1 protein-coding gene is annotated in these 1,667 nt (G+C 41.5%); it reads right to left on the bottom strand.

All coding sequences use genetic code 11. The features are described from left to right. Positions 1-7 precede the first annotated feature (7 nt). Positions 8-1,639, bottom strand: coding sequence for an IS1182 family transposase (locus tag H8S65_RS20775; protein ID WP_061412014.1), 1,632 nt, complete (start codon positions 1,637-1,639; stop codon positions 8-10). Positions 1,640-1,667 lie beyond the last annotated feature (28 nt).

Raw genomic sequence — 1,667 nt, 5'->3', positions numbered from 1 at the left:
TTTTTTGTTATGCCGCCCGTTTATTATCCATTTTTATTTTTAAAACATCTTTGGTCTTCTCAATTGTCTCTCTTCGGGAAGTAATCCTACAGAAATAAGTAAAAAATAAAAGAGAACTGACTTTTTTAGCCAGTTTCCTTAAATTATGTGCAATAGCAACCAGGGTAAACTCTGTTTTTACCTTCTCCAGCCCTCTTAATCTGAATCGGTTCCACGCCGAGTTATGCTTTATCTGTGCAAAGACAGCTTCCGGTTCTATACATCGTCTGCCCCGGTGATAAATACCTTCCTCACTCATGAGCTTTTCCCGTGCTTCTTGTTTGTACCTGTTAAGGTTATAGTTAACTTCTATGATCCGGTTAGTCTTTGATTTATGACATTGAGATTTCAGCGGGCAACCCTCACAGTTCTGGGCCTGATAACGCTTCAGTACGGATACATATCCCATATCGGACTTACTTTTCCTTTGACCTGTATATTCCATATGTTGTCCCATCGGGCATACGTAATAATCCCGTTCCCGGTTGTAGTAAAGGTTCTGTATAGCAAAAGCATCCTTCTTCCAGGCACGCTTCTGCTCTTTGTGGAAATAATTGTACTTGACAAAAGCCTCTATACCCGCATTCTCCATAAACTCATAGTTTTGTTCGCTTCCGTAACCGGCATCGGCCACTACTATAGAGGACTGCCTATGATAAGTCTCTCTAAAATCTTTCAAAAAAGGAATTAAAGTTCCTGTATCTCCGGCTCGCCTGTAAATCCCCAGATTGGTAATAAACTGATTCTCTGTAGCAATCTGTATGTTATAGGCGGGTTTCAATTGCCCGTTTTTCATATGATCCTCTTTCATGCGCATGAAGGTTGCATCCTCATCTGTCTTACTGAAAGAATTACGATCCTCTAATTTATCTAATTGTGATTCGTATTTGGCAAGGCGGGGCAGATATTCTTCCTGTAGCTTTTTGATTTGTTTCTGCTCGGCTTTGTTCATCCCCGAGAGCCGTTTGTTTAGAGCGCTCACTTTTTCCCGCAAACCACAGGAGTCCATATCCGGTAAAGTATCCGGTGTCCTTTCCTGTTTATCCTGTTCGATATGTTTGTCTACCTCACTAAGGATTGACTGTATTTTCGACTCCAGTTTTGCCTTGTTCTTTTCCACACTGCCACGCCAGACAAAAGTGTAGCGGTTGGATGCCGATTCCACTTTGGTGCCATCGATATACTGTACATCCAAACTGACATAGCCGGATTCCTGTAGCAGTAGAACAATGGCTGAAAACAACGATTTTATATGTTCTTTTAAACGTTTGCCACGGAAATCATTGATCGTGCGGAAATCGGGAGTACTATTACCGGACAACCACATGAAGTAAATATTTTCCTGCAAGGCTTTTTCTATTTTGCGACAGGAATAGATATTGTTCAGGTAGGCATAAAACAGAACTTTGAGCATCATACGGGGATGGTAGCTGCTGGTGCCGCCTCCTTTATATGCCCGGAGCAGACAGCCAATATCCAAGGCGTCTACAACACTGTTTACAACACGAACGGGATGATTGGGAGCTATCTTTTCCGATAAACTAACCGGAAAAAGTACATTTTGGTTGGATGTTAACTCTTTAAATACTATCTTAGCCATTGCTATAATGTTTGTTTTTTTGCAACGG

The sequence above is a fragment of the Parabacteroides hominis genome, from assembly GCF_014287585.1.
Lineage (GTDB): Bacteria > Bacteroidota > Bacteroidia > Bacteroidales > Tannerellaceae > Parabacteroides > Parabacteroides hominis.
This window is presented reverse-complemented; position numbering and strand designations above follow the sequence as displayed.

Bases quoted from the DNA above. Each gene is read 5' to 3' on its own strand.
- H8S65_RS20775 (WP_061412014.1), bottom strand. From the start codon at position 1,639: ATGGCTAAGATAGTATTTAAAGAGTTAACATCCAACCAAAATGTACTT.